Raw genomic sequence first — 19,881 nt, 5'->3', positions numbered from 1 at the left:
AACCCGGGCCAGGGCGCGAGGGGCGGTGGCAAGATGGACGGGTGAGCAGCGCAGTCGTCGTGGGGAGCGGGCCCAACGGGCTGGCCGCCGCCGTGCACCTGGCCGGGAACGGGGTGTCCGTGCGCGTCCTCGAGGCGGCGGACACGATCGGGGGCGGATGCCGCTCGAGCGAGCTCACGCTCCCGGGCCTGCTGCACGACGACTGCTCCGCGATCCACCCCCTCGCGGTCGCGTCCCCCTTCCTGGCCGGACTCGGCCTCGAGGCCGAGGGCCTGCGCTGGCTGTGGCCGCGGGTCCAGCTCGCGCATGTCCTCGACGGCGGCCGCGAGGCTGTGCTCTGGAAGGACACCGCGCGCACCGCGGAAGGCCTCGGGGCGGACGGCCCTGCGTGGGACGGCCTCGTGGGACGGGTGGCCCGCGGCTTCGGCCCGCTCCTGGACGACCTCCTCGGCCCGCACCTGCGCGTCCCCTCCCATCCGGTGCGCTTCGCGCGGTTCGGGCTCGACGCCGTCCTGCCGGCCTCGGCGGTGGTGCGCCGGTGGCGCGGCGACGAGGCCCGCGCGCTCTTCGGCGGGCTCGCGGCGCACGCCTTCGCACGGCTCGACGCGCCGTTCACGGCCTCGGTGGGCCTGGTCCTCGGGGCGTCGGCGCACGCGGTCGGGTGGCCCATCGCCCAGGGCGGTTCGCGCGCGATCACGGACGCGCTCGCCGCGCGCCTGCGCGCGCTCGGGGGAACGATCGAGACAGGGCGCCGCGTCACCTCGCTCGAGGAGCTCGACGGCGCCGACGTGGCCATGCTCGACCTCGCCCCGGGCGCCGCCGCCCGCCTGCTCGGCCCGCGCCAGCCGCGGCGGACCGCGGCCGCGTACCGCCGCTACCGCCACGGCCCGGCCGCGTACAAGGTGGACTTCGCCGTGGAGGGCGGAATCCCGTGGCGGAGCGAGCACGCGCGCGAGGCCGGCACGGTCCACGTGGGCGGGACCTTCGAGGAGATCGCGGCAGCCGAGGCGGACACGGTCCGGGGGCGTATGCCCGAGCGTCCCTTCGTCCTCGTGGGCCAGCAGTACCTCGACGATCCGGGCCGCTCGCGCGGAGGCATCCATCCGGTATGGGCCTACGCCCACGTCCCCCACGCGTACGCGGGCGACGCGACGGAGGCGCTCATCGCGCAGATCGAGCGGTTCGCGCCCGGCTTCCGCGGCCGCATCCGGGCGACCGCGGTCCGCGGGCCAGCGGCCCTCGAGGCGCACAATGCGAACTACGTGGGCGGGGACATCGGCACGGGTGCCAACGATGGCTTCCAGCTCCTGGCACGGCCCCGGCTCACTGCGGACCCGTACGCGACCGGCGTCCCCGGAGCGTGGCTGTGCTCCGCCGCGACCCCGCCCGGGGCAGGCGCGCACGGCATGCCGGGCTACCGGGCCGCCGCGGCCGCCCTCGCGTGGCTCGCCCGCCGCTAAGGTGGACGGGTGCATGAGACCGATCCTCCCGGCCCGGGAGGCGCCTTCCCGTTCGAGCTGCTCGGGCGCTTCCCCGACGTCGAGGCCCCGAACCTCCAGGCGCACGACGCCACCGACCGGCTTCTGGCCGCACGGGCGCTCGAGCACGTCTCTGCGCCGGGCCGCGCGCTCGCGGGCAGCGAGATCGCGGTCATCGGCGACGCCTACGGGGCCCTTGCGCTCCAGCTCGCCGCCGCGGGCCTGACCGGGGTCCGGGTCCACCAGGACCTCGCGACCGGTCGCGCCGCGCTCGCGGCCAACGCCGCGCGGCTCGGCCTCGCCGGGACGTTCACCGTGCACGAGCTCGATGCCGGCCTCCTCGCCGGGGTGCGGCTCGTCGTCGCCCAGCTGCCCCGCGGGCTCGCGGAACTCGAGGAGACCGCTGACGCGGTGGCGCGCTGGGCGGAGCCGGACGTGCTCCTCCTTGCCGGAGGCCGCGTCAAGCACATGGCCCTGGCCATGAACGACGTGCTCGCCGCCCGCTTCGCCTCCGTGACCGCAGGGCTCGCCGCCCACAAGTCGCGGGTCCTCACCGCCCAGGGGGCGCTCCCGGTGCCGCCCGACCGCGCGTTCCCCGTGTGCGCGCGGCACGACGACGTGGCCCTGACGCTGTGCGCCCACGGCGGCGCCTTCGCCGGACCCCGCCTCGACCTCGGCACGAGGTACCTGCTCGGGTTCCTCGACCGCATCCCGGCCGGCCGCGCGGTGGACCTGGGCTGCGGGACCGGCGCGCTCGCGGCGGCCTACGCGCTCCGGCACCCCGACGCCGAGGTCGTCGCGACCGACCGCTCGGCGGCGGCCGTCCGCTCGGCCCGTGCCACGGCTGAAGCCAATGGGATCGGCCACCGCGTCCGTGTCGAGCACGACGACGCGGGAGGGTCGCTGCCCGAGGCGGCCGCCGACGTCGTGCTCCTCAACCCTCCGTTCCACCTCGGGGCGAGCGTCCACGCGGGGGCCGGGATCCGCCTCATCGAGGCGGCCGGTCGGCTCCTGAGGCCGGGCGGCGAGCTGTGGTGCGTGGCGAACAGCCACCTGGACTACCGCGCAGCGCTAGTGCGCGAGGTGGGCCGTACCGAGACAGCCGGACGCGCCAGGAAGTTCACCGTGACCCGGTCCGTCCGGCGCGCCCGCTGAGCAGCCGCCGCCGGCGGCCGCCCCGCCGCGCCCGGGCTTCCACCGCCCCTTGCAGGGGAACGGCGGCGGCAGGGAGTAACGTACCCTGTGCGTGATGCATCCCCCAGAGTCCGACGGCGCCTGTCACCGGGACAGCCGGCGTCGGCACCGGGGCGCCGAGCCCCCGCCGCATGAGAGGAGAGGACCGTGACCGAGCCCCGCCAGCACGCCGCCCGGCGCGGGACCAACCTGCCGCGCATGGGCGATTTCAACCTCACGGTCATCCTCGATGCCATCAGGCGCTCGGAGAACGGCCTGAGCCGGGTGGAGCTCGCCCGGATCGTGGGGCTCTCGCCCCAGACCATCTCGAACATCTCCCGTCGCCTGCTGGACCAGAAGCTCATCGTCGAGGCAGGCAAGGAGGGCTCCGGGCCCGGCAAGCCCCGCACGATCCTCAGGCTCAACCCCGCCGGGATGTACGCGGTCGGCGTCCACCTCGACCCGAGCATCGTCACCGTCGTCCTGCTGGACCTCGTGGGCGCCGTGGTGGCCAAGGATGCCTTCGCGACCCCCGAGGGACACCGTCCCGACGAGGTGGTCGCAGCGATCGCCGAATGCGTCGAAGCCCTCCTGGCGTCCTCGGGCGTCCCGCGCGAGCTGGTCGCGGGGGCCGGGGTGGCGGCGCCGGGCCCCATCGACCTTGTCCGCGGGGCCGTGGTCGGAGCGCCCCTCCTGCGCGGATGGGGCGACGTCCCCCTCCAGGCAATGCTCCAGACGGCCACCGGCCTCGAGACTGTCATGGACAAGGACGTCACGGCCGTCGCGGTCGCGGAGACCTGGGCGGGCGGACCCGAGGCCTCCGGGAGCTTCGCGGTGTTCTACCTCGGCACGGGGCTCGGCTGCGGCCTCGTCCTGGGCGGGGAGGTGTACAGGGGCAGCTCCGGCAACGCCGGCGAGATCGGGCACATCATCGTGGACCCGGACGGCCCCGAGTGCTTCGACGGCTGCGGACTGCGAGGCACGATCGGCACGGTGCTCGAGCCGGTCCGGCTCCTCGCCCAGGCCATCTCGCTCGGCGCCCTCCCACCCCTACCTGCCGAGCCGACGGCCGCGGACTTCCACACCGGCTTCCTGCGCCTGTGCGCGCTTGCGGACGAGGGCCAGCCGGCCGCCGTCGGGGTCCTGCGCGAGGCGGCCCGCAGCATGGCCCACGCGGCAGGCGTGGTCGGAAACCTGGTCGACGTCGAGCGGATGGTCTTCGGGGGGCCGTACTGGGAGCCCGTGGCGGCCTTCTGCCTGCGCGTCATGCCGGACATGGTCAACGGGCGCCTTGCGACCGGCGGCATCCACCGCGTGGAGCTTGCCGGCACGTCGCTCGGCCAGGACGTCGGCGCCGTCGGTGGAGCGTGCCTCGTCCTCGAGCGTGCGCTCGCGCCGCGTGCTGACCGTCTCCTGCTCGACGCCTAGCATCCACCGGTAGCATGGCCTTCAGCGGGCTGCGCGTCCGGCGCGGCCCCAGCGCGGTGGGCGCCTGCCGCCCGCGCACAGGAGGGGGAGACGGTGCTGCAGCAGAAGGAGAGGGAGCCCCTCGGAGCCGCCGAGCTCGCCTGGAGCCAGGACACGGTCGCGGCCGTCAAGGCACAGTTCGAGGCCGTCGTGGTGGGCCAGCACCGCCTGCGGCAGACCCTCCTCATCGGCCTGCTCACGGGCGGCCACATCCTTCTCGAGTCCGTCCCCGGCCTGGCGAAGACGACCGCCGCCTCCGCCCTGGCGCACTCCGTCAGGGCGCAGTTCCGCCGCATCCAGTGCACGCCGGACCTCCTGCCGAGCGACATCGTCGGCACCCAGGTGTACGACGCCCGGGACGCCGTCTTCAGGACCCAGCTCGGACCCGTCCACGCCAACGTGGTGCTCCTGGACGAGATCAACCGCTCCAGCGCGAAGACCCAGAGCGCCATGCTCGAGGCCATGCAGGAGCGCCAGACGAGCATCGGCGGCGAGATCCACCCCCTTCCCGAGCCGTTCCTCGTGCTCGCCACGCAGAACCCGATCGAGCACGAGGGCACCTACCAGCTGCCCGAGGCGCAGATGGACCGCTTCATGCTCAAGGACGTCCTGGACTACCCCACGCCCGAGGAGGAGGCCGAGGTCCTGGCCCGGATCGACCGCGGCGTGTTCGACGCCGGCCGCCAGCCCGCGCCGGCAGCGTCGCTCGATGACGTGCGCGCGCTCCAGGACGCGGCGAGGCGCGTCTACCTCGACCCCGCGATCGTGCGCTACATCGTGGGCATCGCCTACGTGACGCGCCACGCCGCGCAGTACATCGACGCACGCCTTGCCTCCCTCGTCGAGTTCGGGGCGAGCCCCCGGGCGAGCATCGCCTTCAGCGCCGCCGCACGGGCCGCCGCCCTCCTCGCCGGCCGCGACTACGTGGTGCCCGAGGACGTCAAGTCCCTCGCCCACCGGATCCTCCGGCACCGCGTCATCCTCGGCTTCGAGGCGGTCGCCGAGCAGGTCCCGGTCGAGTCCGTGATCGACGCGGCCGTGGCCGCCGTCCCGACCCCGTAGGCACCGTGATGGGGAGCCTCGTGACGCGGGTCAGGACGACGATGGCCCTCTTCGCCCACCGGCGGGCGCGGACCATGCTCGACGGCCAGTACGGCTCGGCGTTCCGCGGGCGCAGCCTCGACTTCGACGACCTGAGGGCCTACATCCCCGGCGACGACGTCCGCGACATCGACTGGAAGGCCACGGCCCGCGTCGGAGCGCCGCTCGTGACCCGGTACGAGGCCCTGCGCCGCCAGAACGTCCTCCTCGTGGCGGACACGGGGCGGAACATGTCCGCCCTCGCGCGCGGCGGCGGCCCCAAGAAGGAGATCGCCCTGCTCGCCCTCGGCGTGATCGGCTGGCTCGCGCAGCGCCACGGCGACCGGGTCGCGCTCGTCGCCGGGGACGCGGCGTCGTCCCAGTCCGTCGCGCCGCGCTCGGGCGAGGCGCACCTCGAGCGGCTCCTGCGCGCGTTCGACGGCGCGGCGGGGCCGGGCTCCGGTCCCAGCGACCTCACCGCCCAGCTGGACCATGCGGTACGGACCGTGCGCGCGAGGGGCCTCATGTTCGTCGTCGCGGACGAGGCGGCGTTCGACGAGCGCGACGCCGCCCTCGTGCGCCGCCTCGCCGTGCAGCACGAGATCCTCTGGCTCACCGTGCGCGACGCCGAGCTCGCCGGCGCGGGCGCCCCCGGACGCGCGCGGGACGTGGCCGACGGCGGGCTCCTCCTGAGCCTCTTGGCCCGCGCCCCGGAGGTGGAAGAGGACTACCGCCGCCTGATGGCCGAGCGGACCGCGGCGCGCGCCGGGGCGCTCCGGCGGCTCGGGATCGCCGAGGTCCACGCGGACACCCCGGAGGACGTCATCCCGGCCCTCTTCCGCCTCCTGGAGAGGCATCGCCGTGCCCGCTGACCAGCCCTTCTACGGGCCCCTCGGGTACTCGGGCTTCTGGCTGTTCCTCGGGCTCGCGCTCGCGGCAGCGGCGGCCGTGTGGTTTGCGTATGCGGTGCTGAGCACCCGGGCGCCGAGGACGGGAGACCTCCCCGTGCCGCTGTACCACGCGCCGCCGGGCCTCCGCCGCACGTGCCTGGCCCGCATCGACGAGGTCGAGGGGCTCCTCGCCTCGGGCCGTATCAGCCCCCGCAGCGCCATCCAGGAGGTCTCCGGCGCAGTGCGGGACTTCGTCCAGGGTGCGACCGGGATCCGCGCCTCGCGCATGACCCTCGAGGAACTGCGCGACCAGGGCATCCCGGCGGCGGCCGCCGCGGTCGAGAGCCTCTACCCGGGCGAGTTCTCGGCTGCCGGGCCCGAAGACGCCCGCGCCGCGCTCGAGACCGCCAGGACGGTGGTGCGCACATGGACCTGATCCAGCCGTGGGTCCTCGTCCCCGGGGCGCTCGCCGCCGCGGCCGTCCTCGGCCTCGCGCTGCACAGGGCCAGGCGCGCGCACGACGACGCCGCCCCGGTCGCGCACGGAGAGCGCCTTGCGTCCCTGCCGAGCTACCAGCGCCTGGTGCGCCGCGAGCGCGCCTGGCTCGCCGTCGTCGTGCTCGCCGCCCTCACCGTGGCCGGGGCGCTGCTCGCAGCGGCCGCCCGCCCGGCCCTGACCTCGGCCCAGCGCCCCGAGCAGCGCAGCCGCGACATCATGCTGTGCCTCGACGCCTCGGGGTCCATGAGCCGGGCAGACGCCGCTATCGTGGACGTCTTCGCGTCCATGGTGAGGGACTTCCGCGGCGAGCGGATCGGCATGACGGTCTTCGACGCGAGCGGCATCCAGGTCTTCCCGCTCACCGACGACTACGCCTACATCGAGGAGCAGCTCGCGCGCGCCGAGGAGGCCTTCGACCGGCGGGGAGGCGACCCGGCCTTCTTCGAGGGGACGCAGGCCGGCCACGGCACCTCGCTCATCGGGGACGGACTGGCCGCGTGCGTCCAGGACTTCCCCCGGCTGGACACGGAGCAGCGCTCCCGGTCCATCGTCTTCTCCACCGACAACTATCTGGCCGGCACGCCCGTCTTCACCCTGCCCGAGGCCGCGGACCTCGCCGCCTCGAAGGGCGTGCGGGTGTACGCGCTCAACCCCGCGGACTTCGGCAGCCCCTCGGCTGAGGACGAGGCCCTCGAGCTGCGCCGGGCCGCCGAGTCCACCGGCGGGCAGTACTTCCCCCTGCGCAGCCCCAGGGCGGCCCGGACGATCATCGGCGAGATCCAGGCCACCGAGTCGGCCGCCACCAAGGGACCGGCGCGCGGACTCGTCGCGGACCGGCCGGACCTGCCCCTCGGCATCGCGCTCGCCGCCGGCGCGGTCCTCGCCGTGGGTCTCGCGAGGATCCGCTCATGACCCTCCACCCGGCCCTCGGCGCGGCGGCAACGCTCGCCGCCACGGTCCTCGTCCTCGCCGCCTTCGCGGTTCCCGCGTGGCGCGCCGTGCGTGCGGGGCGGGACCGCCGGGCCTGGATCCTGCGCACCGCCCTCGTGCTCTGCCTCCTCACGGCGGCATGGCGGCCGGGGGTCCCGGGGGCCGAGGCGAAGGCCGCCGTGAACGAGGTCAACGTGTTCTTCGCCGTCGACCTCTCCACGAGCTCCACGGCCGAGGACTATGCCGGCGCCCAGCGCCTCGAGGGGATGCGTGCGGACATCGCGGCGATCGGCGAACGCCTCGCGGGCGCCAAGTTCGCCCTCGTCACCTTCGACACGCGCGGCACAGTGCGGATGCCCCTCACCTCTGACCCCTCGGCCCTCGAGAGCGCGGCGGAGGTCATGCGCCCCGGCTACTGGCTCTACTCGAAGGGCTCGAGCATCTCCGCGGGGGGCGAGGCGCTCCGCGAGCGGCTCGAGGCCTCCGCGCGGGAGGCGCCCGAACGGCCGCGGATCGTCTTCTACCTCGGCGACGGCGAGCAGACGAGCGCGGAGCCGGCCACGGCGCTCGGCATCGACCGCGCGCTCGTCCAGGGGGGAGCGGTCCTCGGCTACGGGACGTCCTCGGGCGGGCGCATGCGGGAGAACCCGCCCTTCGCCGACGGCAGCGAGGACTTCATCCAGGACCCCGCTACGGACACGGACGCGCTGTCCCGCATCGACGAGGCCGCCCTGCGGACGATCGCCGAGGAGCTCGGGGTCCCCTACGCCCACCGCGCCCCCGGCGACCCCGTCGACGAGGCGCTTGCCGCCGCGGCGCCGGGCCAGCTGCGGGCCACCGAGGAATCCGGGCTGTTCGGCCGCTTCGAGTTCTACTGGATGTTCGCGCTCGCCGGATTCGGGCTCGCCCTCGTGGAGATCGCCCGCTCAGCGCGTGCGCTCGCCCAGGCGCTCCCCACGAGGAGGCGGCCATGAACGAGCCCCCCGCCGCCCGCAGCAGACGCCTCCGCCGGCGCCGCGTGCTCCTCGCGTGGGGCGCGGTGCCCTCGCTCGCTGCGCTCGCCGTCGCCGCGAAGCTCCTGCTCATGACCGGGCTCGCGCAGCAGGCGATCTGGGCGTTCGACGCCGAGGACGGGCCGGGCGTCTCCCTCGCCGCGGACGGCATGGGGTTCGCTGACGTCGTCGAGACCCACAAGTCGTGGTTCGCGCGCGGGGACGCCCATGTCCTTGCCGGCGAGCACGAGCAGGCCCGCGCCGCGTTCGAGGAGGCCCTGCGCCGCACCGACGCCGACGACGAGTGCACGGTCCGCGTGAACCTCGTCCTGGCGATCGAGGAGCTGGGGGACTCCGCCCGGGCAGCCGGCGACGCCGTCGGGGCCGAACGGCTCTTCGGGGAGGGTTCCGCGGTCGTGGACGATGCGCCCGAGGGGTGCTTCGAACCTCAGAGTCCGCAGAACCAGCAGGGGCAGGGGGAACGGCTCGAGGAGGCCGGGGAGCGGCTCGAGGGCAAGAGCGGGGCCGGGGACGCCGCCCCGGCCCCCTCTGGCGGCCAGAACGGCCAAGAGCCTTCCCAGGAGCCGTCTCCGCGCCCGGGACAGGACGCCCCCGCCACCGGGGAGGCGGCACCCCGGGAGGGGACTGCCGGGGAGAGCGACGAGGAGCGCGCCCGCCGCGAGCTGCTCGAGCAGCTCGAGCGGAAGTCGGACGCGGGGGAGCAGGAGCGGGCCGAGGGCGAGCAGATGCGGGACTATCTCGACAGCCCTCCCGATGCCCCGGTCGAGCGCCCCTGGTAGCCGGGCACGGCGGGGGTCATGCAGCGTCATGCTCGGACACATTGCTGCATATTGCGCCCGGGCGCTTGATGCCCGATCGGAGCCCGGCCTAGGGTCGTACCGAAGTTGCCTCTCGCAACGTGTCAGCGATCCCCGCTCCTGGGGATGTGGGTGCCCCCGTGCGGGCCTGACATTTGCCGCAGAGGGCCACTGTCCCGTGCCGGGTCCAGCCGCGGCGGAGCCCGGGGACAGCGTGGCCCCCTGCCTCTCTTGAACATCGCACCGCCCGGTCCAGGCCTGCCGCCTGGCCCCGGGTCGGACCGGACTGCCAAGGATGCAAATGTCTCCGCCTACCCTCATCGACGCACCCTCGACCGTGTCGACGGCCCCCGTCGCGCTCTCCTACGAGCTCTTCCCGCCCCGCAGCGAGGCCGCCTCGGCGACCCTCTGGGCGACCATCCGCGAGCTCGAGGCCACGGACCCGGACTACGTCTCGGTCACCTACGGCGCGAGCGGGTCGAACCATGACACGGCGCTCGAGCTCGTGGACCGCCTCCAGCTCGAGACCACCCTTCGGCCCCTCGCGCACCTCACCTGCGTCGGCGGCACCCCGGAGGAGCTCAGCCGGGTCGTCAACGAGCTCCTGGACCGCGGGGTGCGCGGCATCCTCGCCCTGCGGGGCGACACGCCGCGCGACGGCCACCTGCCTGCCGGCGCCCTGCGGTACGCGCAGGACCTGATCGAGCTCATCCGCCGGGTGGAGCTGCGGCGCTCGGCGCAGTTCGCCGCCGGGAAGGTCGCGATCGGCGTCGCCGCGTACCCCACGAGGCACCCGGAGTCGCCGAGCGAGGTCCACGACGTGGAGGTGCTGCTGGCCAAGCAGCGCTCGGGTGCCGACTTCGCCATCACTCAGGTGTACTTCCACCCCGAGCAGTACTCCGGGCTCGTCCACCGCGCCCGCCGCGCCGGGGTGACCATCCCGCTGATCCCGGGCATCATGCCGCTCACGTCGCTGCGCCGGATCGAGAAGCTCGCCGCCCTGAGCGGCGTCTCCCCGGATCCCGTCCTCGTGGACCGACTGCGCGCCGCTGGCGACGACGACGCCGAGGTCCGCCGGATCGGCACCGAGGCGAGCGCAGCGCTCGCCGAGGCGGCCCTCGCGGCGGGAGCACCCGGCCTCCACCTCTACACGTTCAACGAGCACGCCGCGGCCCTGGAGGTCCTCGCGCGGCTCGACCTTCCCCGGCCTGCCCGGCCGTCGCTCGCCGCGCGCCGCCGCGCGCTCTCCTGACTTCCACTTCCGACCAAAAGGATCCACACCCATGTCTGTGCAGACCCCTGCCTTCCCGTCCGCGACCATCCTCGGCTACCCGCGCATCGGCCGCCGCCGCGAGCTCAAGAAGGCCGTCGAGGCCTACTGGGCCGGCAAGAGCAGCGCCGCGGAGCTGCAGGCCGCCGCCGAGCAGATCCAGCTGGGCACCGCCGCCCGCCTCACCGAGCTCGGCCTCACCGAGCCCTCCGCCGTCCCGGGGACCTTCTCCTTCTACGACCAGGTCCTCGACACCGCCGTCGCCCTGGGCGCCGTCCCCGCCCGCTTCGGCGCGCTGCACGACGCCGACGGCCGCCTCGGCCTCGACGCCTACTTCACGCTCGCCCGCGGCAACGCCGAGCAGCAGCCGCTCGAGATGACCAAGTGGTTCGACACGAACTACCACTACCTCGTCCCGGAGGTCGGCCCGGAGACTTCCTTCTCGCTCTCCTCCGAGCGCGTCGTCGACGAGTTCGCCCTCGCCAAGGCCAATGGCACCGTGACCCGCCCGTACCTTGTGGGCCCCGTGACCTTCCTGGCTCTCTCCAAGGCCTCCGACGACGCCCCGGAGGGCTTCTCGCCGCTGTCCCGCCTCGAGGACGTCCTCCCGGTCTACGCCGAGCTCCTCGAGCGCCTCGCCGCCGCGGGCGCCGAGTGGGTCCAGCTGGACGAGCCGGTGCTCGTGGCGGACGGCGACGACGCCGCCGGCACCACCAGCGCCCAGCTGAGCGCCGCCGTCGAGCGCGCCTACGCCGCCCTCACGGCTCCCGCCGTGGGCGAGGGCCGCCCGGCCATCCTCCTCTCCGCCCCCTACGGCGGCCTCGGCGAGCAGACCGCCGCCGTCGCCGCGACCGGCGTGGAGGCCGTGGCCCTCGACCTCTTCAAGGGCGCACTGCCCTCGGCCGCCGAGCTGGCCGCCTTCGCGGGCAAGACCGTCGTCGCCGGCTTCGTCGACGGCCACAACATCTGGCGCAACGACCTCGCCGCCTCGGCCCAGAAGCTCGACGCCCTCAAGGCTGCCGGCGCCGAGCACGGCTTCGCGGTCGCCGTCGCGACCTCGACCTCGACCTTCCACGTCCCGCATGACGTCGAGGAGGAGACCCAGCTCGACGCCCAGCTGCGCAGCTGGCTCGCGTTCGCCGACCAGAAGGTCCGTGAGGTCGCCGTCCTCGCCTCGTACCTCGCCGACCCGGCCTCCGCCGCAGGCGCCATCGAGGAGGCCACCCGGGTCATCGCATCGCGCGCCGAGGCCCCCGACGTCCGCCGCCCCGAGGTCCGCGAGCGCACCGCCGCCCTCACCGACGCGGACTTCTCCCGCCCGGCCTTCGTCACGCGCGCCGCGGCGCAGGACGCCGTCCTCCACCTCCCGCCGCTGCCGACGACGACGATCGGCTCCTTCCCGCAGACCGCCGAGGTCCGCGGCGCCCGCGCCCGCCTGAACAAGGGCGCGATCGACGCGGCCGAGTACGAGAAGCTCATGAAGGACGAGATCAAGCGTGTCGTCGACCTCCAGGAGGAGCTCGGCTTCGACGTCCTCGTGCACGGCGAGCCCGAGCGCAACGACATGGTCCAGTACTTCGCCGAGAACCTCGACGGCTTCGACGTCACGGTCCACGGCTGGGTCCAGTCCTACGGCTCGCGCTGCACGCGCCCGTCGATCCTCTGGGGCGACGTCTCCCGGCCGGCCCCGATCACGGTCCCGTGGGCCGAGTACGCCCAGTCCCTCACGGACAAGCCGATGAAGGGCATGCTCACCGGCCCGGTGACGATCCTCGCCTGGTCCTTCGTGCGCGACGACCAGCCGCTCGCGGAGACCGCCAACCAGGTGGCCCTCGCCCTGCGCGACGAGATCGCCGACCTCGAGGCCGCGGGCATCAAGGTCATCCAGGTCGACGAGCCGGCCCTGCGCGAGCTGCTCCCGCTGCGCAAGGCGGACCAGCCGGCGTACCTCGACTGGTCGGTCAAGTCCTTCCGCCTCGCCACGGCCGGCGCCCAGGACTCGACGCAGGTGCACACGCACCTGTGCTACTCGGAGTTCGGCGTCATCATCGACGCGATCGACGGCCTCGACGCCGACGTGACCTCGATCGAGGCCGCCCGCTCGCGCATGGAGGTGGTCAACGACCTCGAGGCCCACGGCTTCGGCCGCGGCGTCGGACCGGGCGTGTACGACATCCACTCGCCGCGCGTCCCCGGCCAGGGCGAGATCGAGGAACTGCTCAAGACCGCTGTCGAGCACGTCCCCGCGCGCCAGCTCTGGGTCAACCCGGACTGCGGCCTCAAGACCCGTGGCTACGCGGAGACCGAGGACTCGCTGCGCAATCTCGTGGGTGCTGCGAAGACGGCCCGCGCGCACGTGGCCGAGGACGGCCTGGCCGCCAAGGCCTGAGCCAGCCCCCGCCAGCTGAGGCCCTGCGCGTCGGACGCGCAGGGCCTCGGCCATGCGAAGGGGCGGCGCGCGGGAGGTGCCGTCAGCTCCAGACGACCTCGTCGTCGACTACCCCGTCCTCGTCTGCCGCTGCCTCGAGGACCTCGTCCGTGAAGCCCTCGCCGAGGGTGAAGCCGAGGACGAAGTAGCGTTCGGGCTGGCCTGGGAAGATGTCGATCCTCGCGAGCCTGAGCGCAGAGACGAAGCGGTCCTCGTCGATCTCCGCCGGCGTGTCGACGCCGAACACCTCGCGGACCCTGCCGTTCTTGAGGTTCTCCCGGTGGAAGTGCATGTACTCGAGCGCCGCCGACTCCTCGTCCTCGAGGGTCTGGCCGATCCGCTCCCGTGCCGACTCGACGAGCTCGGGCAGGAACCGGAGGCGGTAGTCGACTTTGTGCAGGGCTGCCTCGTCGAGGTGGTCGTGCTCGCCGAGGCACAGGTCGAGGTCGATCCTGCGCCCGTCGAACTCGTAGCTGCCCGAGATGAGCCGCTCACCTGCCGGTGTGAGGGCTATCTCGCCGAAATGCCTGCTCACTGCCGTCTCCATGACTAAAAGATAGCCCCGGCCTGCGCGGGTGGCCAGCATGCCCGGCGCGGATGCGGGCGGCTCAGGCGAGGAGCCCGATGAGCGCCATCGCGTCGTACGGGGCCCGCCCATCGGCGTCGTTGTCGAAGTAGACGTAGACGTCGAGGCCCTCCGCGGTCCACTCCCGGATGCGCCCCGCCCAGGCCTCGAGGGCCTGGGGAGAGTACCCGCCGCGGTACAGCTCCCGCTCTCCGTGGAGCCGCACGTACCGGAACGGGCCGGTCTCGTCCCGCATTGTCGGCCACCTCCCGGCACTGTCGGCCACCACGGTGCACAGGCCTCGCTCGGCGAGGAAGGAGCGGGCCTCTTCGGAGTCGAAGCTCGCGTGGCGCGGCTCGAGGGCGTGCAGGACCGGGACGTCGAGTTCGGCGGTCGTGAGGGCGCGCTCGGCGGGGAGCCTGTCGCTGTGGCCTGACGCCGACTCTGCCGCCGCTGCGGTCGTCCGGGGGAGGAGGGCGGTGAAGGCGCCGACCAGGTCCGGGTCGAACGGCAGGGTCTCCGGGAGCTGCCACAGGATGGGCCCGAGCCGGTCGCCGAGCGCGAGCACCCCGGAGGCGAAGAAGTTCGCAAGGGCGGTCCCGGGGTCGCGGAGCCGGAGCATGTGGGTGATGTAGCGGCCTCCCTTGACAGCCAGAGGGAACCGTGCGGGAGTCGCGTCGCGCCACGTGCGGTAGGAGGACGGACGCTGGAGCGAGTAGAAGGATCCGTTGAGCTCTACTGAGGTCATCCGCTCGGCGGCGTAGGCGAGCTCGTCGGCCTGGCGGAGCCCGGCCGGATAGAAGTCCCCGCGCCAGCTGCGGTAGCTCCAGCCGGACACACCGACCCAGGCACGGCCGCGTCCAGTGGTCCCCAGGCCCTCTGCGCCCGCCGTGCCCACATCACCCACGGTTGACCCGGGGCCCGAGCCGTCGCGGTGTCCCATGCTGCCGGCCCTACTTTCTGGCCCCGTAGGGGGCGAGGGCGGCGAGCGTCTCGGCGACCAGGTCGAGGAAGAGTCCCACATGCGTGTCGCGCTGGCCCGAGAGACGGAGTGCGAAGATGTTGCGCGCGAGGCGGATCTCGGGAACGTCGATGACGGCCACCCCTTCCGGCCTGGCCCGCAGGGCGAGCTCGGGCACGAGCGCTGCCCCGAGCCCCGCCGCGGCGAGGCCGAGGCTTGCGTTGAAGTCGTCGCTGTAGCCGACGATCCGCGGATGCATCCCGAAGCTCGCGAAGAGCCGGTCGATCACCGTCGCGTCGGCCGTGCCCGGATGGTGCACAATCCACGGCATCCCGCCGAGCTGGTCCGCAGTGACGGTCGAGCCCTCGGCGATGCCCCACCCCGCCGGCACCACGACGCGGAAGGCGTCGTCGCCGACCCACTGGCGGTCCATGCTGTGGGGCCATGCGAGCCCGGTCTGTCCGACCTGGTAGACGAGGACGACGTCGAGCTCCCCGCCTGCGCGGAGGCCCTGGATGGCCTGGCCCGGTTCCGCGACCGAGACGTGCAGGTCGATCCCGAGGCGCCGCCACCGTTCGCTGCGCATCACCGCGGGGAGGACGTAGGTCGCGAGGCTGGGGAAGGTCCCCAGCCTCAGCTCGCGGCCCGCAGCCTCCGCTGCGCGCGCGGTGGCGGCCAGGAGAGCGTCGATGTCGGTCAGGACCTTGGCGGCATGCCGGGTCATCACCACGGCGGCCTCGGTGGGGACGATGCTCCTCGCGCTGCGCTGGAAGAGGGCGACGCCGGTCTCCCGCTCGAGCGCCGCCATCTGCTGTGAGACGGCCGAAGGCGTGTAGCCGAGCCGCTCGGCCGCTGCGGCGAATGAGCCCTGCCTCACGACCTCGAGGAGGGTCGTGAGGTGGATGGGGCTGACCATGTGCGGCCTCCTCTCGCGGCCGGTTCGTGCCCGGCACGCGGTTCAGCCTACGACACGCCACGACACGCCGGGAGATTAACGACACACCGGCGGATCCGAGTGTGCATCCACGCCTCCACAGCCTGTGGACCACGGTCTGCGAACCGCGTGAATCCGGGCCTGGGAAAGCACGGTCCCTGTGGGTTTCGTGTGGACTCAGACGCCGTGTAATGACATACTTGTAAGACAACATCTAGGGGTTCCAAGCTGCGACGCGCACAAGATGTAGTATCGAGGCAGCCGAGGTGCTCCGGACTATGGGCCGCCCGCAGAGCGGGAGAGGTGCAGTGATCGCCCGGCCGAGAAGGACTTTTCGCAGGAGGGGAACACAACCATGAACGTCACGGTCTACACGAAGCCGGCGTGCGTCCAGTGCAACGCGACCTACCGAGCCCTCGACAAGAAGGGCATCGCCTACGAGAGCGTCGATGTCACCCAGGATCCCGAGGCGCTCGAGCGCCTCAAGGCCATGGGCTACATGCAGGCGCCGGTCGTCGTGACGGACGCGGACCACTGGTCCGGCTTCCGTCCCGACAAGATCGCGGGGATCCAGCAGGGCGCCGGGTCCACCGCGTCGAGCGCGGTCGCCTGACCGCCGCCGGTCTCTTCCCAGGGGGTGCGGGGATGACTTCCCCGGTCACTGCGACGGGGACCGGCGCGGCTGCGGGATCCCCTCCCGCAGCGCGGCCGGTCTCGAGCCGCCTCATCTACTTCTCCTCCGCCTCGGGCAACACCCACCGCTTCGTGGGGAAGCTCGGGCTCGAGGCCGAGCGCATCCCGCTCCACCCGAACGACCCTCCGATCCGCGCGACGGAACCGTTCGTCCTCATCGTGCCGACCTACGGCGGCACCGGGGGAGCAGGCTCGGTGCCCAAGCAGGTCATCAGATTCCTCAACGACCCGCAGAACAGGTCCCTCATCCGAGGGGTCATCAGCGCGGGCAACACGAACTTCGGGGACAACTACTGCGCAGCGGGCGACATCGTCGCCGTCAAGTGCGGCGTTCCCCACCTCTACCGATTCGAACTCATGGGCACGCCGGACGACGTGGCCCGGGTCACGAAGGGACTGGACGAATTTTGGACACGACTCTCGCATCCGCGGACGTAGCGCCGGTGGACCCCAAGGAGCTCCCCGCGAAGTTCAAGGGCCTGGGCTACCACGAGCTCAACGCCATGCTGAACCTCTACGGCGAGGACGGCCGGATCCAGTTCGACGCCGACCGGGCCGCGGCGCGGCAGTACTTCCTCCAGCACGTGAACACCAACACGGTGTTCTTCCACGACCTGGATGAGAAGCTCGAGTACCTGATCAAGAACGACTACTACGAGCGCGAGACCCTCGACCAGTACACGATGAACTTCGTGCGCGACCTCTGGAGCCGGGCGTACCGGAAGAAGTTCCGCTTCGAGACGTTCCTCGGCGCGTTCAAGTTCTACACGTCGTACACGCTCAAGACGTTCGACGGGAAGCGCTACCTCGAGCGCTACGAGGACCGCGTGTGCATGGTCGCCCTGCACCTCGCGCGCGGCGACGAGCAGCTCGCGGTCCAGCTCGTCGACGAGATCATCGCCGGCCGCTTCCAGCCGGCCACGCCCACCTTCCTCAACGCGGGCAAGAAGCAGCGCGGCGAGCTCGTCTCGTGCTTCCTGCTGCGCATCGAGGACAACATGGAGTCGATCGCCCGCGGCATCAACTCCGCGCTGCAGCTGTCCAAGCGCGGCGGCGGCGTGGCCCTCTCGCTGACCAACATCCGCGAGCACGGCGCACCGATCAAGCAGATCGAGAACCAGTCCTCCGGCGTCATCCCCGTCATGAAGCTCCTCGAGGACTCCTTCTCCTACGCGAACCAGCTCGGAGCCCGTCAGGGCGCCGGCGCGGTGTACCTCCACGCGCACCACCCGGACATCTACCGCTTCCTCGACACCAAGCGCGAGAACGCGGACGAGAAGATCCGCATCAAGACCCTCTCGCTCGGCGTCGTGATCCCAGACATCACGTTCGAGCTCGCGAAGAAGAACGAGGACATGTACCTCTTCTCGCCGTACGACGTTGAGCGCGTCTACGGCATGCCGTTCTCCGACGTCTCCGTCACCGAGAAGTACTACGAGATGGTGGACGACGCGCGGATCAAGAAGACCAAGATCAACGCGCGCGAGTTCTTCCAGACCCTCGCCGAGATCCAGTTCGAGTCGGGCTACCCGTACATCATGTTCGAGGACACGGTGAACAGGGCCAACCCGATCGCCGGCAAGGTGACCATGAGCAACCTGTGCTCGGAGATCCTCCAGGTCTCGTCTCCGTCCCTCTACAACGAGGACCTCTCCTACGCGCAGGTGGGCAAGGACATCTCGTGCAACCTGGGGTCGATGAACATCGCCAGGACGATGGACTCGGAGGACTTCGGCCTCTCCATCGAGACCGCCATCCGCGCGCTCTCGGCCGTTTCGGACATGAGCTACATCGAGTCGGTGCCGTCGGTGGCGGAGGGCAACTCCCAGTCCCACGCGATCGGCCTCGGGCAGATGAACCTCCACGGCTACCTTGCCCGCGAGCGGGTCCACTACGGCTCCGAGGAGGGCCTGGACTTCACGAACATCTACTTCTACACCGTGCTGTACCACGCGCTTCGGGCCTCGAACCTGCTCGCGAAGGAGCACGGCCAGGCGTTCGGTGGGTTCGAGCAGTCGAAGTACGCCTCCGGCGAGTTCTTCGACAAGTACACGGACCAGGAGTGGGTGCCGCAGACTGAGAAGGTCCGGGAGCTCTTCGCTAACGTGCACATCCCCACGCAGGAGGACTGGCGCGCGCTCAAGGCCGAGGTCATGGCCCACGGCATCTACAACCAGAACCTCCAGGCGGTCCCGCCGACCGGCTCGATCAGCTACATCAACAACTCCACGTCCTCGATCCACCCGGTGGCCTCGAAGATCGAGATCCGCAAGGAAGGCAAGATCGGGCGTGTGTACTACCCGGCGCCGTACCTGACGAACGACAACCTCGAGTACTACCAGGACGCGTACGAGATCGGCTACGAGAAGATCATCGACACCTACGCGGCCGCGACCCAGCACGTGGACCAGGGCCTCTCGCTCACCCTGTTCTTCAAGGACACCGCCACGACGCGCGACATCAACAAGGCCCAGATCTATGCGTGGCGCAAGGGCATCAAGACGCTCTACTACATCCGCCTCCGCCAGCTCGCCCTCGAGGGGACCGAGGTGGAGGGCTGCGTCAGCTGCATGCTCTAGTGGTAGTCGGATCTCACACTCTTCGAAAGGACAGGCCATGACCGCCGAGAAGCTCAAGCTCCTCGACCACGTCCAGGCGATCAACTGGAACCGGATCCAGGACGACAAGGACGTCGAGGTGTGGAACCGCCTCGTGAACAACTTCTGGCTGCCCGAGAAGGTGCCGCTCTCCAACGACGTCCAGTCGTGGGGCACCCTCACACCGCAGGAGCAGCAGCTCACGATGCGGGTCTTCACGGGGCTGACCCTCCTGGACACGATCCAGGGCACGGTGGGCGCTGTGAGCCTCATCCCCGATGCGGTCACGCCGCATGAGGAGGCCGTCTACACGAACATCGCGTTCATGGAGTCGGTCCACGCCAAGAGCTACTCGTCGATCTTCTCGACCCTGTGCTCGACCAAGGAGATCGACGACGCGTTCCGGTGGAGCGTCGAGAACGAGAACCTCCAGCGCAAGGCCCACATCGTCATGGACTACTACCGTGGCGACGAGCCGCTCAAGCGCAAGGTCGCCTCGACCCTGCTCGAGAGCTTCCTGTTCTACTCGGGCTTCTACCTGCCGATGTACTGGTCGTCCCGTGCCAAGCTCACGAACACCGCCGACCTCATCCGCCTCATCATCCGCGACGAGGCAGTCCACGGCTACTACATCGGCTACAAGTTCCAGAAGGGCCTCGAGAAGGTCTCGGAGGAGAAGCGCCAGGAGATCAAGGACTACACGTTCGAGCTGCTCTTCGAGCTGTACGAGAACGAGGTCCAGTACACGCACGACCTCTACGACTCCGTCGGCCTGTCCGAGGACGTCAAGAAGTTCCTGCACTACAACGCCAACAAGGCGCTCATGAACCTCGGCTACGAGGCCATGTTCCCGTCCTCCGTCACGGACGTGAACCCGGCGATCCTCTCGGCGCTGAGCCCCAACGCGGACGAGAACCACGATTTCTTCTCCGGCTCCGGCTCGAGCTATGTGATCGGCAAGGCCGTGAACACCGAGGACGAGGATTGGGACTTCTGAGCTGAGTCCACCGGGCACCCAGGTGCCCGGTCGCAGAAAAGCGGGGGGGGGGGGGGGGGGCCCCCCGCCCCCCCCCCCCCCCGGCCCCCCCCCCCCAGGCGGGCGGGGGG

Annotated in this window: 18 protein-coding genes; 15 read left to right on the top strand and 3 right to left on the bottom strand. The window is 71.9% G+C overall.

Annotation, left to right across the window (positions count from 1 at the left end; translation table 11 throughout):
- The first annotated feature begins 41 nt into the window (after positions 1–41).
- The 11 genes from ABCQ75_RS08935 (at position 42) to metE (ending at position 12,985) form a co-directional block, all read left to right on the top strand.
- Positions 42–1,460, top strand: coding sequence for a phytoene desaturase family protein (locus ABCQ75_RS08935; RefSeq protein WP_345884839.1), 1,419 nt, complete (start codon positions 42–44; stop codon positions 1,458–1,460).
- A gap of 9 nt (positions 1,461–1,469) precedes the next feature.
- Positions 1,470–2,633, top strand: coding sequence for a class I SAM-dependent methyltransferase (locus ABCQ75_RS08930; protein WP_345884838.1), 1,164 nt, complete (start codon positions 1,470–1,472; stop codon positions 2,631–2,633).
- Between the two features lie 186 nt (positions 2,634–2,819).
- Positions 2,820–4,079 carry an ROK family transcriptional regulator gene (locus ABCQ75_RS08925; RefSeq protein WP_345884837.1) on the top strand — a complete coding sequence of 420 codons (1,260 nt, stop codon included), beginning with the start codon at positions 2,820–2,822 and terminating at the stop codon, positions 4,077–4,079.
- 93 nt (positions 4,080–4,172) lie between these two features.
- Positions 4,173–5,180, top strand: a complete 1,008-nt coding sequence (locus tag ABCQ75_RS08920; RefSeq protein ID WP_345884835.1) for an AAA family ATPase — start codon at positions 4,173–4,175, stop codon at positions 5,178–5,180.
- 8 nt (positions 5,181–5,188) lie between these two features.
- Positions 5,189–6,070, top strand: a complete 882-nt coding sequence (locus ABCQ75_RS08915; protein WP_345884833.1) for a DUF58 domain-containing protein — start codon at positions 5,189–5,191, stop codon at positions 6,068–6,070.
- Positions 6,060–6,524, top strand: coding sequence for a hypothetical protein (locus tag ABCQ75_RS08910; protein WP_345884831.1), 465 nt, complete (start codon positions 6,060–6,062; stop codon positions 6,522–6,524). Before ABCQ75_RS08915 ends, ABCQ75_RS08910 begins: the two co-directional genes overlap by 11 nt.
- Positions 6,515–7,498, top strand: coding sequence for a vWA domain-containing protein (locus tag ABCQ75_RS08905; RefSeq protein ID WP_345884829.1), 984 nt, complete (start codon positions 6,515–6,517; stop codon positions 7,496–7,498). The genes ABCQ75_RS08910 and ABCQ75_RS08905 overlap by 10 nt, the downstream gene beginning before the upstream one ends.
- A complete protein-coding gene (locus tag ABCQ75_RS08900; RefSeq protein ID WP_345884828.1) occupies positions 7,495–8,490 on the top strand; it encodes a VWA domain-containing protein in 996 nt (331 codons plus the stop codon). Before ABCQ75_RS08905 ends, ABCQ75_RS08900 begins: the two co-directional genes overlap by 4 nt.
- Positions 8,487–9,308, top strand: coding sequence for a tetratricopeptide repeat protein (locus ABCQ75_RS08895; RefSeq protein ID WP_345884826.1), 822 nt, complete (start codon positions 8,487–8,489; stop codon positions 9,306–9,308). The genes ABCQ75_RS08900 and ABCQ75_RS08895 overlap by 4 nt, the downstream gene beginning before the upstream one ends.
- 319 nt (positions 9,309–9,627) lie before the next feature.
- On the top strand, positions 9,628–10,578 hold the full coding sequence (locus tag ABCQ75_RS08890; protein WP_345884825.1) for a methylenetetrahydrofolate reductase: 951 nt from the start codon (positions 9,628–9,630) through the stop codon (positions 10,576–10,578).
- 31 nt (positions 10,579–10,609) lie between these two features.
- On the top strand, positions 10,610–12,985 hold the full coding sequence (gene metE, locus ABCQ75_RS08885) for a 5-methyltetrahydropteroyltriglutamate--homocysteine S-methyltransferase (RefSeq protein WP_345884823.1): 2,376 nt from the start codon (positions 10,610–10,612) through the stop codon (positions 12,983–12,985).
- Positions 12,986–13,067: 82 nt separating this feature from the next.
- Here the strand turns inward: metE and ABCQ75_RS08880 are convergent, their stop codons facing one another.
- The 3 genes from ABCQ75_RS08880 to ABCQ75_RS08870 form a co-directional block, all read right to left on the bottom strand.
- On the bottom strand, positions 13,068–13,571 hold the full coding sequence (locus ABCQ75_RS08880) for a DUF2004 domain-containing protein (protein ID WP_345884821.1): 504 nt from the start codon (positions 13,569–13,571) through the stop codon (positions 13,068–13,070).
- Between the two features lie 61 nt (positions 13,572–13,632).
- Positions 13,633–14,532: a DUF72 domain-containing protein gene (locus tag ABCQ75_RS08875; protein ID WP_345884820.1), complete on the bottom strand. Its 900-nt coding sequence runs from the start codon at positions 14,530–14,532 to the stop codon at positions 13,633–13,635.
- 10 nt (positions 14,533–14,542) lie between these two features.
- A complete protein-coding gene (locus ABCQ75_RS08870) occupies positions 14,543–15,466 on the bottom strand; it encodes a LysR family transcriptional regulator (protein ID WP_345884819.1) in 924 nt (307 codons plus the stop codon).
- A 373-nt stretch (positions 15,467–15,839) separates the two neighbouring features.
- Between ABCQ75_RS08870 and nrdH the strand changes: the two genes are divergently transcribed.
- Genes nrdH through nrdF form a run of 4 tightly spaced genes read left to right on the top strand, consistent with a single transcriptional unit; the run spans position 15,840 to position 19,771 of the window.
- Positions 15,840–16,097, top strand: a complete 258-nt coding sequence (gene nrdH, locus ABCQ75_RS08865) for a glutaredoxin-like protein NrdH (RefSeq protein ID WP_345884818.1) — start codon at positions 15,840–15,842, stop codon at positions 16,095–16,097.
- A gap of 32 nt (positions 16,098–16,129) precedes the next feature.
- A complete protein-coding gene (gene nrdI, locus ABCQ75_RS08860; RefSeq protein WP_345884817.1) occupies positions 16,130–16,615 on the top strand; it encodes a class Ib ribonucleoside-diphosphate reductase assembly flavoprotein NrdI in 486 nt (161 codons plus the stop codon).
- Entirely contained in the window at positions 16,585–18,756 is a 2,172-nt protein-coding gene (gene nrdE / locus ABCQ75_RS08855) for a class 1b ribonucleoside-diphosphate reductase subunit alpha (RefSeq protein ID WP_427916071.1), read from the top strand. Before nrdI ends, nrdE begins: the two co-directional genes overlap by 31 nt.
- Before the next feature lie 37 nt (positions 18,757–18,793).
- Positions 18,794–19,771, top strand: a complete 978-nt coding sequence (gene nrdF / locus ABCQ75_RS08850) for a class 1b ribonucleoside-diphosphate reductase subunit beta (RefSeq protein WP_345884816.1) — start codon at positions 18,794–18,796, stop codon at positions 19,769–19,771.
- The last annotated feature ends 110 nt before the right edge of the window (positions 19,772–19,881 follow it).

This window comes from Sinomonas halotolerans (assembly GCF_039615075.1).
Classification (GTDB): domain Bacteria; phylum Actinomycetota; class Actinomycetes; order Actinomycetales; family Micrococcaceae; genus Sinomonas; species Sinomonas halotolerans.
Note: the sequence above shows the minus strand (reverse complement) of the source record. Positions and strands in the feature narration are given on the sequence as shown.

Excerpts from the sequence above, each read along its gene's own strand:
- ABCQ75_RS08915 (WP_345884833.1), top strand. The coding sequence starts at position 5,189 with ATGGGGAGCCTCGTGACGCGGGTCAGGACGACGATGGCCCTCTTCGCC.
- ABCQ75_RS08905 (WP_345884829.1), top strand. The coding sequence starts at position 6,515 with ATGGACCTGATCCAGCCGTGGGTCCTCGTCCCCGGGGCGCTCGCCGCC.
- ABCQ75_RS08900 (WP_345884828.1), top strand. The coding sequence starts at position 7,495 with ATGACCCTCCACCCGGCCCTCGGCGCGGCGGCAACGCTCGCCGCCACG.
- ABCQ75_RS08895 (WP_345884826.1), top strand. The coding sequence starts at position 8,487 with ATGAACGAGCCCCCCGCCGCCCGCAGCAGACGCCTCCGCCGGCGCCGC.
- ABCQ75_RS08890 (WP_345884825.1), top strand. The coding sequence starts at position 9,628 with ATGTCTCCGCCTACCCTCATCGACGCACCCTCGACCGTGTCGACGGCC.
- metE (WP_345884823.1), top strand. The coding sequence starts at position 10,610 with ATGTCTGTGCAGACCCCTGCCTTCCCGTCCGCGACCATCCTCGGCTAC.
- ABCQ75_RS08880 (WP_345884821.1), bottom strand. The coding sequence starts at position 13,571 with ATGGAGACGGCAGTGAGCAGGCATTTCGGCGAGATAGCCCTCACACCG.
- ABCQ75_RS08875 (WP_345884820.1), bottom strand. The coding sequence starts at position 14,532 with ATGGGACACCGCGACGGCTCGGGCCCCGGGTCAACCGTGGGTGATGTG.
- ABCQ75_RS08870 (WP_345884819.1), bottom strand. The coding sequence starts at position 15,466 with ATGGTCAGCCCCATCCACCTCACGACCCTCCTCGAGGTCGTGAGGCAG.
- nrdH (WP_345884818.1), top strand. The coding sequence starts at position 15,840 with ATGAACGTCACGGTCTACACGAAGCCGGCGTGCGTCCAGTGCAACGCG.
- nrdI (WP_345884817.1), top strand. The coding sequence starts at position 16,130 with ATGACTTCCCCGGTCACTGCGACGGGGACCGGCGCGGCTGCGGGATCC.
- nrdF (WP_345884816.1), top strand. The coding sequence starts at position 18,794 with ATGACCGCCGAGAAGCTCAAGCTCCTCGACCACGTCCAGGCGATCAAC.